Source organism: Paenarthrobacter sp. CC6, from assembly GCF_040560085.1.
Classification (GTDB): Bacteria; Actinomycetota; Actinomycetes; order Actinomycetales; family Micrococcaceae; genus Arthrobacter; species Arthrobacter nicotinovorans.
The window spans coordinates 1-15,141 of record NZ_JARDAN010000024.1; the positions used below are offsets into that span (position 1 = coordinate 1).

Annotated in this window: 12 protein-coding genes; 9 read left to right on the forward strand and 3 right to left on the reverse strand. The window is 64.8% G+C overall.

The window, feature by feature from the left end; genetic code table 11:
• The first annotated feature begins 151 nt into the window (after nucleotides 1–151).
• Both PV760_RS19055 and PV760_RS19060 read left to right on the forward strand, forming a co-directional pair.
• A complete protein-coding gene (locus tag PV760_RS19055; RefSeq protein ID WP_026267458.1) occupies nucleotides 152–646 on the forward strand; it encodes an SRPBCC domain-containing protein in 495 nt (164 codons plus the stop codon).
• On the forward strand, nucleotides 639–1,160 hold the full coding sequence (locus PV760_RS19060) for a GNAT family N-acetyltransferase (RefSeq protein ID WP_354628456.1): 522 nt from the start codon (nucleotides 639–641) through the stop codon (nucleotides 1,158–1,160). The genes PV760_RS19055 and PV760_RS19060 overlap by 8 nt, the downstream gene beginning before the upstream one ends.
• Nucleotides 1,161–1,173: 13 nt before the next feature.
• Here the strand turns inward: PV760_RS19060 and PV760_RS19065 are convergent, their stop codons facing one another.
• Together PV760_RS19065 and PV760_RS19070 are read right to left on the reverse strand one after the other, a co-directional pair.
• Entirely contained in the window at nucleotides 1,174–2,196 is a 1,023-nt protein-coding gene (locus PV760_RS19065) for a LacI family DNA-binding transcriptional regulator (protein ID WP_055974252.1), read from the reverse strand.
• A gap of 20 nt (nucleotides 2,197–2,216) precedes the next feature.
• Nucleotides 2,217–3,944, reverse strand: a complete 1,728-nt coding sequence (locus tag PV760_RS19070; protein ID WP_354628457.1) for a glycoside hydrolase family 13 protein — start codon at nucleotides 3,942–3,944, stop codon at nucleotides 2,217–2,219.
• A 209-nt stretch (nucleotides 3,945–4,153) separates the two neighbouring features.
• Between PV760_RS19070 and PV760_RS19075 the strand changes: the two genes are divergently transcribed.
• The 7 genes from PV760_RS19075 to PV760_RS19105 all read left to right on the forward strand — a co-directional run bounded on the left by PV760_RS19075 (nucleotide 4,154) and on the right by PV760_RS19105 (nucleotide 13,800).
• The gene (locus PV760_RS19075; RefSeq protein WP_064723531.1) at nucleotides 4,154–5,452 is read left to right on the forward strand and encodes a sugar ABC transporter substrate-binding protein; all 1,299 of its coding nucleotides are present in this window, start codon (nucleotides 4,154–4,156) and stop codon (nucleotides 5,450–5,452) included.
• A gap of 96 nt (nucleotides 5,453–5,548) precedes the next feature.
• On the forward strand, nucleotides 5,549–7,186 hold the full coding sequence (locus tag PV760_RS19080) for an ABC transporter permease subunit (protein ID WP_354628458.1): 1,638 nt from the start codon (nucleotides 5,549–5,551) through the stop codon (nucleotides 7,184–7,186).
• Nucleotides 7,186–8,118, forward strand: a complete 933-nt coding sequence (locus PV760_RS19085) for a sugar ABC transporter permease (protein WP_039239841.1) — start codon at nucleotides 7,186–7,188, stop codon at nucleotides 8,116–8,118. The genes PV760_RS19080 and PV760_RS19085 overlap by 1 nt, the downstream gene beginning before the upstream one ends.
• Before the next feature lie 2 nt (nucleotides 8,119–8,120).
• Nucleotides 8,121–10,085 (forward strand): glycoside hydrolase family 13 protein, encoded by a 1,965-nt coding sequence (locus PV760_RS19090; protein ID WP_354628459.1) that lies wholly within the window; start codon nucleotides 8,121–8,123, stop codon nucleotides 10,083–10,085.
• Between the two features lie 113 nt (nucleotides 10,086–10,198).
• On the forward strand, nucleotides 10,199–11,662 hold the full coding sequence (locus PV760_RS19095; protein WP_354628460.1) for an FAD-binding oxidoreductase: 1,464 nt from the start codon (nucleotides 10,199–10,201) through the stop codon (nucleotides 11,660–11,662).
• 450 nt (nucleotides 11,663–12,112) lie between these two features.
• Nucleotides 12,113–13,318, forward strand: coding sequence for an MFS transporter (locus tag PV760_RS19100; protein WP_231375290.1), 1,206 nt, complete (start codon nucleotides 12,113–12,115; stop codon nucleotides 13,316–13,318).
• Nucleotides 13,315–13,800, forward strand: a complete 486-nt coding sequence (locus tag PV760_RS19105) for a pyridoxamine 5'-phosphate oxidase family protein (protein ID WP_018779866.1) — start codon at nucleotides 13,315–13,317, stop codon at nucleotides 13,798–13,800. Before PV760_RS19100 ends, PV760_RS19105 begins: the two co-directional genes overlap by 4 nt.
• Nucleotides 13,801–13,880: 80 nt before the next feature.
• Here the strand turns inward: PV760_RS19105 and PV760_RS19110 are convergent, their stop codons facing one another.
• Entirely contained in the window at nucleotides 13,881–15,110 is a 1,230-nt protein-coding gene (locus PV760_RS19110) for an amidohydrolase family protein (protein ID WP_055974230.1), read from the reverse strand.
• Between the last annotated feature and the right edge of the window lie 31 nt (nucleotides 15,111–15,141).

The following is a 15,141-nucleotide window of genomic DNA, read 5'->3' on the forward strand; positions in this document are numbered from 1 at the left end:
GTGGGAGAGTAGGACACCGCCGGACAACCATTAACGAAGAGCCCCAACCACGGTTGGGGCTCTTCCATTTAACAAACACTTCAACTTCCCACGTACTGGCCCTCAGGACCACAATGCGTCTGGGCTCGGTCCACCGGTAGAGTTGGTGGTCATGGAAAACCTCTTCAGCCACCCCGAGTCGGAGCCCGAGTCGGCCCAACAGGGCAGCAACGACCTCGAGCCGCTCATCGTTTGTGTCGTGGTCCCCAGCAACGTCTCCCACGCCTTCCAAGGATTCACGGACCACCCGCATCTCTGGTGGCCCTTGGAAGAGGAAAGCGTCTACGGTGCGGGCTCCCACGTTGAGTTCGAGGAGAACCTCATCCTGGAGACGGCTGAAGACGGCCGGACGTCCGTGTGGGGAACAATCGATGACTGGCAGCCCCCGCTGTCCTTCCATGCCAGCTGGTATCCCGCCGGCACTCCCTTGTGGTCCACCGAGATCCGGGTGGTGTTCAGCGCCGTCGAAAATGGTACGGAGGTGCGCCTGATCCACGATGGCTGGGAGGGCGCGGAAGATCCTGCGGCCTCCAGGGCCTCCTATGCCGAGGGCTGGCCTCGGGTCCTCCAGCGCTACGCCCGGTTCATGGGCGGAGCAGTTGCCTAGGGTCCGCAGGCTCCACGCAGGCGATTGGCTGCTGCTCAAGAATGTCCGGCTGGAGATGCTCGCCGACACCCCCATGGCGTACGTGGAGAGCCTTGCAGCTGCGCGGCGTCAGACGGACAGCCAGTGGCGGGAACGAGCCGCTGCCATGTCCGGGGAATCCAGCGTTACCCTGGTGGCTGACGGCGGCGAGGACGGCTCCAGACTCTGTGGCCTGATGCGGGTAGTGGCCAAGCATCCACAAGATCCCGAGCGCCCACTGCAGGCGATGCTCATCAGCGTGTACGTCGCAGCTGAGCATCGTGGGCTGGGCCTGGCTGACGAGCTTCTCCAGGAGGCCTGCGCAGCTGCGGCAAACGAGCTCGGGGCCGGCTATCTGGAGCTGGGCGTGCATGAGGAGAACTCCCGCGCCCAGGCCTTCTACAGACGCCACGGATTCGAAATGACCGGAGCCAGCAAGCCCTATCCGCAGGACACCACCAAACGTGAGCTCGTGATGGAGCGGAAGCTCTCCTAGGCCGCTCCCAAACTTAGGCTGGGCCCACCTTGGGCACTGCCGTGCTTGTACGCACCACCAGTTTGGTGGGGTGTTCGGCGTCCTCGGGCTCCAGTACCAGGCCGTTATTGATGGCACCCAGCAGAGTGTGAACCGCCAGTGCCCCCTGCCCCTTGGCATCCTGGTCGATCGTGGTCAGGCCCATGACGTTCCCCAGGTCGTGGCCGTCGATGCCCATCACGGAAAGGTCCTCGGGAATCCGCAGCCCAAAATCGCGGGCGGCCAGGATGGTGCCGATCGCCATCTCATCCGATGCTGCGAACACGGCGGTGGGCCGTTCGGGCGCACTGGCCAGCAGTTGCCGGGCAGCGGCGTATGAGCCTTCGATGGTGAAGTCCGCCGTAACGATCCATTCGGGCCTCACCGGGCAGCCGGCGTCGTTCATTGCTTTTTCGAAACCGCCGCGGCGGGTTCCGGGCAGCTGGAAGTCCTGGTCGTAGGTTTCGCTTCCCGTGATGTGGGCAATCTTGGTGTGGCCAAGCCCCAGCAGATGATTGGTGGCCTGCATCGCGATGCCGGCATCATTGATCCGGATGGTCGAAGCCCCGGGAAGGGGGCCGCCAATGCCGACAATGGGCCGGTGCATGGCATGGAGTTGCTGGATTTCGGCTTCGCTGAGTTCCAGGGAGACAGCGATCACTGCGTCCACCCGTTTGCGGAGCAGGAAGTCACTGAAGACGCTGTGCCGATGAGCCGGGTTTTCACCGATGTTGTACAGGGTGAGGTCGTAGCCGGCTTCGAGGAGGGCGGCCGAAGCGCCCTCGATCACCGCTGAAAAGAACCAGCGGTGGACCGAGGGCACCACCAGGCCAACGTTGTGCGTACGGCCGGAAGCGAGGCTTGAGGCATGGTACGACAACACGAAACCGAGCTCCGCGGCTGCTGCCCGCGCGCGTTCCCGGCTGGCGGGGGACACGTGGCCCTTCCCGCTCAAGGCCCGTGAAACAGTGGCAACGGACAGCCCTGCGCGCTCGGCTACGTCCTTGATGCCGGTCATGCTGCTCCTTGGTGGGAAAGTTAGCTGGCTGACAGCCAGATTGTCTCCCCCGAGCCTAATGGATGGGTGGCGTCCGCCGCGGAACTGCGCAGGATGACCTCGCCCGCCGGAAGCGGAAGGGGTTCTTCGCCGACGTTCATGACCACCAGCGTTTCCCCGTTGAGGTACGCGAGTGTGGACTGCGTGCAGTAGTCCTCCACCCAGGCGAGGGACCCGGCGCCCAGCCGCAGCCGTGCCCGTTCCGCCAGCAGCGCCCGGTACAGGTTAAGGTGCGACGCCGGATCAGACTCCTGCTCGTCCCTCGCCAGTGCGGGCCAGGACTCGGGCTGGGGAAGCCAGGGGTCCCGACCGTGACCGAATCCTGCATGGGGCTCCGCGGAACGCCACGGCAGGGGTACGCGGCAACCGTCGCGTCCGATCCTGGCTCCGCCGGTTCGCGCGAAGGTGGGGTCCTGACGCAGGCTCCCGGGAATGCTGGAGGAATCGGGAAGGCCCAGTTCTTCGCCCTGGTAGAGATAGGCACCGCCCGGGAGGCCGAGCATGAACATGGTGGCCGCGGCAGCCCGGCGTCGTCCCAGCTGTTCGTTGGGCTGAACGTCGTCAGGGCCGATGCCATCGCCGTCACGGGGACCAGGGCCGTCGTAGCCGAAGCGTGAGACGTGGCGGACGACATCGTGGTTCGAAAGGACCCAGGTGCTGGGGGCGCCTACGGCGTCCAGCGAGACCAAGGAGTCGGTGATGATGTGGCGCAGGCGGTTGAGGTCCAAACCTGCGTGCAGGTAGGGGAAGTTGAACGCCTGGTGCATTTCGTCCGGACGTACCCATTGGGCCAGGCGCGAGAGCGGGTCCACGTTGGCTTCGGCGCACAGGATGCGGTCCGGACCGTACTCTTCCAGGATGGTCCGCCAGCGGCGGTAGATCCCGTGGAGGGCAGGCTGGCCGAACATGGGGGCGTCCTGGCCGGGGAAGCCTTCCGTGCTGTTGCCGTCAGCCCGGCCACCCCAGTTGGGCAGGCCGGGGGCCTTGACCAGGGCATGGGCGACGTCGACCCTGAAGCCGGAGATTCCACGGTCCAGCCAGAAGCGGAGCACGCGTTCGAATTCGGCGTGCACTGCGGGGTTGTCCCAGTTGAAGTCGGGCTGCGAGGAATCGAAGAGGTGGAGGTACCACTGTCCTGGCCGCCCGTTGGCTTCGATGATCCGCGTCCAGGCGGGTCCGCCGAAGTGCGACTGCCAGTTGTTGGGTGGCTCGTTGCCGTCTTGTCCCAGACCGTCCCGGAAGATGAAGACATCCCGCTCGGGGCTGTTGGGACCGGCGGCCAGCGCTGCCTGGAAGGCGACGTGCTGGTCCGAGCAGTGGTTGGGAACGATGTCGGCGATGACTCGGAGGTTGAGCTTGTTGGCCTCCGAGATAAGGGCATCGAAGTCCGCCAGGGTCCCGAACAGTGGATCGACGTCGCAGTAGTCGCTGACGTCGTAACCGGCGTCCCGCTGCGGTGAGCGGTAGAAGGGCGACAGCCAGACGGCGTCGACCCCTAAGCGTGCCAACTGGCTGAGTTCGGCAGTGATGCCCGCCAGGTCTCCCACACCGTCCCCGTTCAGGTCCCGGAAGGAGCGTGGATAGATCTGGTAAATCACAGCGGAGCGCCACCATCCGTGAGCCGTGGAGGCGTCGTGGACCGGGCTGAGCTGTGTGAAGGCTGCAGGGGGCTCGTGGGCCGCAACCTGGAGCAAGGAATCAACGGACATGGAGTCATCGTAGAAGAGAAAGCGCGAAATTGTAAACGTTTCCAGTCCTAAGGATGCTTTCTTTACAGGCTGATATGCAAGCGCGCTTTTCAAAAGAAGCAATTGCCCTGTAGTGTGTGGAAGCGCTTGCAGTTGTGAGCCATGTCACCGGCGATGCGACCGGGCCCAGAGCCCCTGCCGTCGAAGGAAAAAGAACGAAAGGGACACCAATGAAGGTGCACAACACCCTCGAGACTCGAACCACCCGCCGCGTTTTCACCACGGGAGCCATCTCTGCCGTGGCAGCCCTGGCCCTGAGCGCTTGCGGCGGAAGCGCTTCCACATCGCCCACCTCCGAAGCCGCAAAGCCCGACCTCAAAGCGTCAGGAGCCGGTGTCATCACCATGTGGGTAGACGCCGAACGCTCGCCGGCGTTGAAGGACATCACCGAGAAATTCAAGTCGGACACCGGCATCGAAGTGAAGCTCGTGGTCAAGGACTTCGCAGCGGTCCGGGACGACTTCATTACCCAGGTGCCCACCGGACAGGGACCGGACCTCATTGTTGGACCCCATGACTGGATCGGCAAATTCGTCCAGAACGGCGTCATCGCACCCGTGGAACTCGGCGACAAGGCCGGGCAGTTCCAGGACTCCTCGATCAAGGCCATGACCTACAACGGGGCTGTTTACGGTGTCCCGTACGCCATCGAGAACATCGCGCTCCTTCGTAACACCGGCATCGTGGACAGCAAAGCCGCCACCTTGGACGAAGTTGTGGCCAACGGAAAGAAAGCCGTTGCTGACGGTAAAGCCACGTTCCCGTTCCTGGTCGGCATGGACCCCAAACAGGGCGACCCGTACCACCTGTACCCATTGCAGTCCTCCATGGGTTCCCAGGTGTTCGGCAAGAACGCCGATGGTGGCTATGACGCCAAGCAGCTCCTCATTGGTGACGCCGCCGGCGTCGAATTTGCCAAGAAGCTGGCCGTTTGGGGCGATGCCGGCGAGAAAATCATCAACTCCAACATCACCGGCGATATCGCCAAGGAGAAGTTCCTCGCCGGCGAATCCCCGTACTTCCTGACGGGCCCGTGGAACGTGCCGGACGTGCAGAAGAAGGGCATCAAGTTCGCGGTGGACGAGTTGCCCACCGCCGGTGGCGAACCTGCCCAGCCCTTCATCGGCGTCAACGGCTTCTTCATCAGCGCCAAGAGCGCCAACGCCTTGGCCACCAACGAATTCGTCACCAACTACCTCACCTCGGAATCTGCCCAGGACTCCATGTATGCAGCCGGTGGCCGTCCGCCGGCCCTCAAGTCCTCCTTCGAGAAGGCTGCCAGCGATCCCGTGGTGGAAGCGTTCGGCAAGATCGGTGCCACCGGCGTTCCCATGCCTGCCATCCCCGAGATGAGTGCAGTGTGGGCTGACTGGGGAGCTACGGAGCTTGCCATTATCAAGGGCCAGGGCGACCCGGCTGAGGCATGGGCCAAGATGGCCGCCAGCATCAAGTCCAAGATCGGCGGCTGATCCCGCACCGGTGATTCCACCGGTCTGCCCAGGGCCGGGCGGCACACCACCGTCCGGCCCGTGCCTGCCGCCATCCGCTTGACGCAAGGACCCACAATGCCAACCCCAGACATCCAAGAACTCCCGGCAACCGCCGCCAGCACCGCACCGCCCCGGCCGCGTCGCGGCAATACCCGCCGCATGCAGGGCAAGCACCACCCCGATTCCCTCAAGGGCACCATCCTGAAGATTGTCCTGTTGGGCCTGGTGGATGCCTTCGCCGTCTACGTGCTGATGATGCTCTTCCTGAGCCAGTCGTGGGCTGCGCTGGGAGTGTCCGCCCTGGTGGTCCTTGCCATCAACTGGATCTACCTCCGAAAGGGTGGGCTGCCCGCCAAGTACCTCGCTCCCGGTGTGCTGTTCCTGCTGGTTTTCCAGGTCCTGGTGGTGGTTTTCAGCGGCTACATCGCGTTCACCAACTACGGAGATGGCCACAACAGCACCAAGGATGATGCCATCTCCGCCATCCAGTTAACTGCCCAGAAACGTGTCCCGGATTCGCCCGCGTACAAGGCATCCGTGCTCACCAAGGGCAGTGATTTCTACCTGCTGCTCACGGACCCCTCGGGGAAAGCGCAGATTGGCAGCACCGGGCAAGCACTCGCTGACGCGACGGCTGCGGGCAAGGATTCCACCGGCAAAGCAAACTCCCTGCCCGGCTTCGAGACCCTCAAGTTCCAGGAGATCGTGGCCAATCAACAGGAGATCCTGAAGATCGCGGTGCCGGTCTCCAGCGATCCCGCTGACGGAACGCTGCGCACTGCGGACGGCAGCACGGCCTACCAGTTCAAGCCCGCCCTGCACTATGACGCCGGCACGGACACCTTCACGGACACTGAAACCGGTACCCAGTACACCGACAACGGCAAAGGTGCGTTCGCGGATTCCAAGGGTGAAACGCTGGCTACCGGCTGGAAGATCGACGTCGGCCTGGACAACTTTGCCCGCGCCTTCACCGATCCCAGCCTCCGCGGACCGCTCCTCGGCGTGATTATCTGGACCTTCACGTTCTCCGTTGCGTCCGTGGCACTGACCTTCATCATGGGCCTCTTCCTGGCCATCACGTTCAACCGTGAGGACCTCCGTGGCAAGAAGGTGTACCGGATCCTGATGATCCTGCCCTACGCGTTCCCGGCTTTCCTCTCCGGATTGGTATGGTCCGGCATCCTGAATCCCGAGTTCGGCTGGCTCAACCAGACCCTGCTGGGCGGTGCGAACATCGGGTGGCTGACCGACCCCGTCCTGGCCAAGGTCAGCGTGCTGGTGGTCAACGTGTGGCTCGGCTTCCCGTACATGTTCCTCGTCTGCACCGGCGCGCTGCAGTCGCTGCCCTCCGAAATTGACGAGGCCGCACGCATGGACGGCGCCTCTGCCTGGCGGGTGTTCCGCTCCATCAAGCTGCCGCTGCTCCTCGTGTCCGTTGCACCCCTGCTGATTTCGTCCTTCGCGTTCAACTTCAACAACTTCAACGTGATTTACATGCTCACCGGCGGTGGGCCGCGCTTCGCGGACACCGATCGCGACATCGGAGCCACCGACATCCTGATCACCCTGGTCTACAAGGTGGCTTTCGGCCAGGGAACAGGCCGTGATTACGGGTTGGCCAGCGCACTGGCCATCATCATCTTCATCATCGTGGCCACGATCTCGGCCATCAGCTTCAAGCAGACCAAAGCACTCGAGGACGTGAACTGATGAGCGTACGCACTCTCGCCGCCAGCAAGGAAACAGCGTCCGACGGCGGCCCCTCGCCGCTGGTGCCCAAGCGCCGCCCGTTCGGGGTTTGGTTCAAAGACAAGGGGTGGCGGCATGTGGTGGGAGTCGTCACGACGATCTTCGCAGTGTTCCCCCTCCTGTACGTATTGTCCGCGGCACTGGACTCCAACGGCACCCTGGTAGGTTCCAACGGGCTGTTCTCCAGATTCGACACCGGCAACTTCACGGCTCTCTTCAGCGATCCAAGCCGCCCATTCGGCCGCTGGTTCGTGAACACGCTGGTGGTGGGGGTGGTGACCTCAGCCGCCACGGTGTTCCTCGGTGCCATGGCCGCGTACGCTTTCTCCCGGATGCGCTTCAAGGGCCGCCGGGTGGGCCTGCTGACGCTGCTCCTGCTGCAGATGTTCCCGCAACTGTTGGCCGTCGTCGCGATCTTCCTGCTCCTGAGCGGCATCTCACAGGTGATCCCGGCCCTGGGGCTCGGCAGCCAACTGGGCCTCATCATGGTGTACCTCGGAGGTGCGTTGGGCGTGAACACGTATCTCATGTACGGGTTCTTCAATACTGTCCCGCAATCCTTGGACGAAGCCGCCAAGATCGATGGCGCCAGCCATGTGCAGATCTTCTTCGGCATCATCCTCCGCTTGGTGACACCGATCCTTGCTGTCGTGGGACTGCTGGCATTCATTGGAATCTCCAGCGAATTCGTCATCGCCAGCGTGGTCCTGACAGACCCTGACAGCCAGACACTCGCCGTCGGGCTTTACTCCTACGTGGCCCAGCAGCGTTCGGAGAACTGGGGAGTCTTCGCAGCCGGCGCAGTCATCGCGGCCATCCCTGTCATGGCGCTGTTCCTGTTCCTGCAGAAATACATTGTCAGCGGACTCACCGCCGGCTCAGTGAAAGGCTGACCATGCCCATCGCGCTTCCGCACCACGACGGCTCCAGCCTCTTCGTCTCCACGTCCTCCCCTCAGTCCGTATCCCTTGGCGATACCGTCCGCCTCCGGGTACGCGTCCCCCAGGGGTGGGGTCCGGCGTCGAAGGTCTGGGTCCGGTCCGTCCAGGACGGCGAGCCGCGCTACGACGCCGCCATCCGGCTGGGCACGGCCGACGGCTGGGAATGGTGGGAAGCGGCGATGCTGGTAGCCAATCCCGTGGCCAAGTACCGCTTCCTGCTGGAAGTAACAGAAGCGCACGACGACGGCGCTCCCGCCGGCACGGCGGTCCCTGGCACGGCGGTATCTGGCACGGCGGTATCCGGCACGGTGGGGCGGAGCTACTGGAACCTCAACGCCCAAGGGCTTTTCCGGCGCGATGTGTCCGACGCCGCCGATTTCAGGGCGACAACGTTTGCCCCGGCGCCGGAGTGGCTCCGCCGAGGAACCATGTACCAGGTGTTCCCGGACAGGTTCGCCCGCTCGAAGCAGGCAGATGGCCACCCTGTTCCCGATTGGGCCATCGGATGTTCCTGGGATGAGCCGGTTGTCGGGACGGGCGGGCAGGCAGCTACTCAGTTCTACGGGGGAGACCTGCCGGGAATCACGGGCAAGCTCGATCACCTCCGGGAGCTGGGCGTCGATGTCCTGTACCTGACTCCGTTCTTTCCGGCCCGCTCCAACCACCGTTACGATGCATCCACGTTCGACTCGGTGGACCCGCTCCTGGGCGGGGACCAGGCCCTGGTGCAGCTGGTGGAAGCGGCTCACGCACGCGGGATCAAGGTCCTGGGGGACCTCACCGCGAACCACTCGGGCGCTGCGCATGAGTGGTTCGTCAAGGCGCTCGCAGATCCGGGCTCGGAGGAAGCCGGCTACTACTACTTCAGCGCCGACCATTCCAGCTACGAGTCCTGGTGGGGCGTGCCGTCGCTGCCCAAGTTCAACTGGGCCTCGGATGCTCTGCGCCGACGCTTCATCACCGACGAAGACTCGGTGGTGGCGCGCTGGCTCAAGCCACCATTCAGCCTGGACGGTTGGCGGATCGACGTCGGCAACATGACCGGGCGCCTCGGATCCGTGGACCTCAATCACGAAGTAGCCCGGCTCATCGCGGACCGGGTTCGCGAGATCAACCCGAACGCCGCCCTGCTGGCCGAGTCCACGTCCGACGCAGCCCCCGATGTCACCGGTGAACACTGGCAGGGTGCCATGACGTACTCCAACTTCACCCGCCCCTTGTGGTCCTGGCTCGCCAAGGACGCTCCGGATGTGAACTTCTTCGGCTCCCCCCAAACAGGGCCAAACAGGATCGGCGCGGAAGATCTCCTGGCCACCCACCAGGATCTGTCCGCCGGATTTAGCTGGGGTGTGCGACAAAACAACATGAACGCCCTGAACACGCACGACACCGCCCGGGCGGCAACGGTCATGATCGACGGCGGCCCGGAAGTGGGCGCAGTACTCGCCTTCTGCCTGCCGGGCGTTCCCGTCATGTTCGCCGGCGATGAGTTCGGCCTGGAAGGGTTCAACGGCGAAGACTCCCGGACCCCCATGCCCTGGAACGCCCCGGAGCGGGTGGGCAAGGACTTGCGTTCGGCTTACGCCACCCTGGGACGGCTCCGCAAAGAGCTGCCGGCACTGGGCGACGGCGGGATCCGATGGCTCCACGCCCAAGGGGATGCCCTGGTCTTCATCCGTGAATGCTCCGGGACCTCAGCGCTGGTCTTCGCCGCGAGGTGCGACGCCACTGTCGTCATGGATTCCTCTGTCCTGTCCGAACCGCAATTGCGGGCCCTGCTGGCCGCGCCACGGCACCAGTCCGGGACGGTGACGTCGGCACCGGCCGGACCAACCGGCGTCGACGGCGTGCGGCTGAGGGCGGAAGGGCCGTCGGCCGGCGTCTGGGAGCTCCCGGGAACCGCAGTGCCGGGCCGGTAGGGGGCGCCAGGTTCCGTGCCGGCCGACGCCGGTCTGGCTAGACTGGCACCACAGAAAACACTGCGAAGACTGCCGGTTTGGCGTGTCCGCGGTGCACATGTGGAGGGAATGTCTTGTCGGACGAAACGGCTATCGCCGGAACATCAGGAGAAAGCGTCAGGAGCCGCACAGCCGGCGGAACAGAAACTGCACGGCACACGGCCGCGCAAAGGGAATTCCTGGCGGAACTGGCCAACGGCCTTGAAGACCGCCAACTCGCCCGGGACGAAGAAGCCCTCACGGTCTACTCAATCGACCAAGGGCCCACAGTGGAGCGACACCTTCCATTGGCCGTTGTGTGGGCAGAATCCGTAGAGGATGTCCAGCACGTGGTTCGCAGCTGCGCCGCCCATCACGTGCCGATCGTCGCCCGTGGCGCGGGAACCGGCGTATCGGGAGGAGCGCACGCCACCGAAGGCTGCATCGTCCTGAGCCTGGAACGGATGAACCGCATCCTGGACCTCAACCCCGATGACGAGACCGCCGTCGTCGAACCGGGCGTCATCAACGCCGAGCTGAACGCCGCCGCCGCCCCGCACGGCCTCATGTACGCGCCCGACCCGGCGAGCTACAAAATGTCCACCATCGGCGGCAACGTGGCCACGAACGCAGGAGGCCTACGCTGCGCAAAGTACGGTGTGACACGCGATTCCGTGCTGGCGCTGGATGTCGTGATGGCGGACGGTTCGCTCATGCACACCGGCCACCAGACCTTCAAGGGCGTGGCAGGCTACGACCTGACCGCGCTGCTGGTGGGCTCCGAGGGAACCCTGGGCATCGTGGTCGGGATAACTGTCCGGCTGAAGTACCTCCCGCGCGAAGTCCACACCATCGCTGCGTTCTACCAGGACTTCCGCAACGCTGCCGCCGGAGTGCTGGCCGTTGGCCGGGCGAGAGTGCAACCCGCCATCATGGAACTCCTGGACAACGGCACCCTTGAGCAATTGGACGAATTGCACGGAGGCGACCTGCAAAAGCGCGGCAAGTCCCTGCTCCTCATCCAGACCGACGGCTTCGGTGCCGCTGCGGAGGCCGACGTCGTCCGGGAGGTCCTCGCCGCGGGCGGCGCCACAGTCACCACCGAAGCCAGCGCCGAAGCGGAAATGCTGGTGGAACTGCGCCGCAACAGCCGCGGCGTGGAAGTCGACGACGAGTTCAGGGTAGGGGAGGACATCGCGGTGCCGCGTTCACGCCTGGTGGACTTTGTCGCCGAACTGGAAGCCATGGCCGCACGCTTCCAGGTCCGCCTCAAAGTAGTGGCCCACGCCGGCGACGGCAACCTACACCCCACGTTCTGGATGGACAGGGTAGACCCCGCCACGGATGCCGACGCACTGGTCCGCCTCAACGCAGCCCTCGACGAATCCATCCGGGTAGGCCTGGAAATGGGCGGGACCATCACGGGCGAGCACGGGATCGGGCAGTACAAGCTCCGCTGGTTGGGGCTTGAGCAGCCTGAGCCGGTGCGTGAGTTGCAGCGGCGGATCAAGGAGTTGTTCGATCCGCAGGGGATCCTGAATCCGGGAAAGGCCATCTAGGGCAGTCCGTGGGCGCGTGGGCGCGTGGGCGCGTGGGCGGCCCAAAGGGCCAGAACGCTCTGCGCGCTCGGTCGTGCCTCCCTTAGACGCGCGCTGCCGCGTTCCGGCCCTTTGGGCCGGTGACGTAGCCTTCCCGCCTTGGACGCGCGCTGCCGCGTTCCGGCCCTTTGGGGCGGTGACGTAGGCTGCCCACTTTGGACGCGCGCTGCCGCGTTCCGGACCTTTGGGTAGGTGCACCTTGGGCACCCACTGGTATCCCAAATTTTACCGACCGCTTATTACACCCCGCAGATTCCCTGCATTTACTTTCCGTCAATCACCTCATAGTCTTACTTGGTATACCAAAGTGGCTGTGAGGAGATTGACGTGGAAGAACGGCGCAGAGCTGGTGTCCTACCTTCGGGGAGTGGGGGCCGACTCGCTACGGGGCTCGTGTTGCTTGCTCTCGTTATGGTTTCCATCAATCTCCGGCCGGCCATTACCACCGTCGCCGGGGTGATGAACCAAGTGCCCGGGGTGTTTGGGCTGGATCCTGCGCTGCTTCCGCTGCTGGGGACTCTGCCGGTGCTGGCCTTTGGCATTTCGGGTCCGATCGGGCCTTGGCTGGCCCGGCGGGTCGGAACCGGGCGTGCCGTTGCGGTGGCCCTGTTGGTACTGGCTGCGGCCCTGATCGTTCGTGCGACGGTGCCTGCGCTGCTGTTGCCCGGTACATTCCTGGCGGGCTCGGCGATCATGACCGCAAGTGTCCTGGTACCGCAGATCGTCAAAGCCAATCGCGGCACGGGCTGGTGGACTGGCCTGTGCACCATGGGATTCGGTCTCGGCGCTGCGCTGGGCGCGGGACTCGTTCAGCCCCTGGAGCAGGCCTTTGGCGGAAACCTGCCCTCAGCCCTCGCGGTGTGGGCGGTGCCCGCTTTGATCGGCGCGTTCCTGATCCATCGGTCCGGAGGACGGCCGACGGCGGCACCCGCCGCTGCGGGTACGGTTTCCGGAGCCTCCGGTGCAGCCACACCGCTGCGGAGACAGCGCACGGCGTGGGCTGTCACGGCGTTCTTCGGCCTTCAGGCGATGCTGTACTTCGCCATCACGTCGTGGCTGGCCGTGTACCTGGTATCCCGGGGTCTTTCGCCAGCCGACTCTGCGGCATTGCTCGCTTGGTTCAGCCTGGCGGGACTCCCGGCCAGTTTGCTGGCCCCGGTCCTTGCCAGCCGCCCGCGTATCCTGCGGGTCATGGCGCCGGGACTGGGGTTGTCGGTGGCCGTTGCCCTCCTGGGAGTCCTCACCGCACCTACGGAACTGCAGTTCATCGCCGTCGGGGTTTTGGGGGTTGTCCAGAGCGCAGGCTTCGGATTGGCCATGGCCCTGGTAGTGATCCGGTCAGCCGGGCCGCAATCTGCCGGGCGGCTATCGGCCATGAGCCAGGGCTTCGGATTCGCCCTGGCCTCCCTCGGCCCGCTGCTGGCAGGGTTGCTGCATGCGGTGACCGGAGGGTGGGAGGTGACGTTCTGCGTGCTTGCCGCGGAAGCTGTGGTGCTGGCCGGTGCTGGATTCTTCGCAATCCGCGGACCATTGGTCAGCGTGGGATCAGCCGAGTCAGCCCCGGAGCCGGCCGGGCCTGTCGGGGCGCACCCCCGCGGCGTATCCTCGGCGTTATGACGAACTCATCAGGGACGAACCAGCCAGCAACACCCGCCACCGAAATCCTTGAAACCAACGAATGTTGGGAGCTCCTCCGGGGCGTCTCAGTGGGCAGGCTTGCCGTGTGGGTGGACGACCACCCGGACATCTTCCCCGTGAACTACAAGGTTGACCACGGCACCATGGTGTTCCGGACCGGCGAGGGTACCAAGCTCCACGCTGCCCTCGGCGACGCGCCAGTGGCCATCGAAGCCGATGGGGTCAACGCCGAAACCGGCGTGGCGTGGAGCGTGGTGGTCAAAGGCCAGGCGTCGGCCGTGAAACTGACCCAGGAGGTGCTGGACACCATCGGGCTCCTGCTCTTTCCCTGGGAGGCAGGGCAAAAGGACCAGTTCATCCGCATCACGCCCAACAAAGTCACGGGACGGCGCTTCACGGTGACTCCCGCCGTGACCTGGTGGACGCCGCTCGATAACGCCCCCACGGCCCGCGCCGAATAGGCCGAACCAAGAAACCCGCCCCTGTCCGGCTTCTTCCCCTTGCGGGGCGGGAGCTTGGTCAGGGGCGGGTTTCGTGCCGGCTAGACGAGTTCCAGCTGGTCGGCCACTACCTTGCCGGCGTGGATGACCGTGCGGTCCCTGCCCCGGTCCATCACCGTGGACGCCACAGTTTCGCCGTCCACCAGGAGCAGTTCCGCCGGATCGCCAACCTCGACGCCGGGACGGTGGGCCGTGTCCTTCAGCCGGGTCGCGGCGGGGTCCAGGATGCTCGCCCCGCCGATGGTGGCGATGGCCAGGCAGTGCTCGATCAGCTCGTCCTTGCGGAAGCCATGGGTGAAAGCGAGCTGCCACGTCCGGTCCAGCATGTCGGTGTTGCCGTAGGGGGACCAGTAGTCACGCTGGCCGTCCTCGCCCAGGCCGAGCCGTACCCCGGCCTCGGTCAGCAGCGGGATGGGCAACTGGCCGGCAGCAGCTGGAGCCACCGAAGCCAGGGAGACATCAAGCTCTGCGAAGGCGTCAATCAGCCTGCGGGTGGTGGCCTCATTGACGCTGCCCAGTTGGTAGGCGTGGGACATGGTCACCTTGCCCTGCATCCCCAGGGCCCGCGTCCGTTCCAGCACGAGGTCCGTGCTGAACACGCCGAGTTCGCCGGGTTCGTGAAGGTGGATATCAATGGGGACCTGGTACTTCTCGGCGAGGCCGAACACGATGTCGAGGTGCCTCGCGGGGTCCCGGTCCAGGGTGCAGGGATCAATGCCACCCATCACGTTGGCGCCGGCCTTGAGCGCTTCCTCCATGAGTTCCACCGTCCCTTCCTCCAGTAACAAGCCGGCTTGGGGGAAAGCAATGATGTCCACCGAAGCCTGGCCGGCGAACTTCTCCTTGGCGGCAGCAACGGCGTCGAAGCGTTCCAGCCTGCAGTCCACGTCAACCTGTGCGTAGGAGCGGACCCGGGTTGTGCCCCTCGCGATCATCCTCCCCAGGGTGTCGTTCACGCGATCCTGCAGTGGCACCTCGGCGTTGCGCCAGTTCTTCCGGTCGTTCATCATCATGGTCCACACACCCGGACCGCCGGTGTGCTCGCGGAACGGCAAACCGATCCGGGTGGAATCGAGGTGGACGTGGACGTCGGAGAAGGATGGCAGCAGCAAGCGTCCGCGTCCCTCCACTACGGTCACGTCGGCTGGAACGGCGCGGTCCGGGTCATGAGGTTCGACGCCGGTGATCTTGCCGCCTGCTTCTCCCGCGACGATGGTGACATCGCTGAGCGCTTGCCCCCACGGGCGGACGGCACGGATCAGGGTATTCAATGGTTGCTCCTTTGGTTGTGGATCAATTGCC